Here is a 367-nt window from a genome sequence, read left to right as displayed (position 1 = left end):
TTCTCCTCCGTCAGTTCTTTCCGATTCACATATCCTCGGGCTACGCAGTCCCCTCCAATATGCAGCTCGCCCGGTACACCTATTGGCTGCAATCGGTCTTTATGGTCCAAAATATACAATTTCACGTTATCAATCGGCTTCCCGATCGGAATACTCTCCGGTTCCTGTTCCGCAGGACAGTCGTAATACGCCACCTCTACCGTCGCTTCCGTCGGTCCATACAGGTTGTGCAGCGTGGCTCCTTCGGTCCCCAGCAAACGGTTAAACCGGCGGACATGCTCTGTCATCAGCGCTTCCCCGCTGGCAAATACTCGCCGTACACTCCGCATTTTCCCGGCGGCTCCGCTGTGCTCGATATACTCCAGGA

Annotated in this window: 1 protein-coding gene; it reads right to left on the bottom strand. The window is 55.0% G+C overall.

Annotated features, from left to right (window positions below):
- Window positions 1-367 (bottom strand): AMP-binding protein (locus tag HFD99_RS25030; RefSeq protein ID WP_167441073.1); only part of this gene is annotated, 367 nt, incomplete at both ends.

It is taken from the genome of Paenibacillus sp. EKM301P (assembly GCF_011800295.1).
Taxonomy (GTDB): domain Bacteria; phylum Bacillota; class Bacilli; order Paenibacillales; family Paenibacillaceae; genus Paenibacillus; species Paenibacillus polymyxa.
This window is presented reverse-complemented; position numbering and strand designations above follow the sequence as displayed.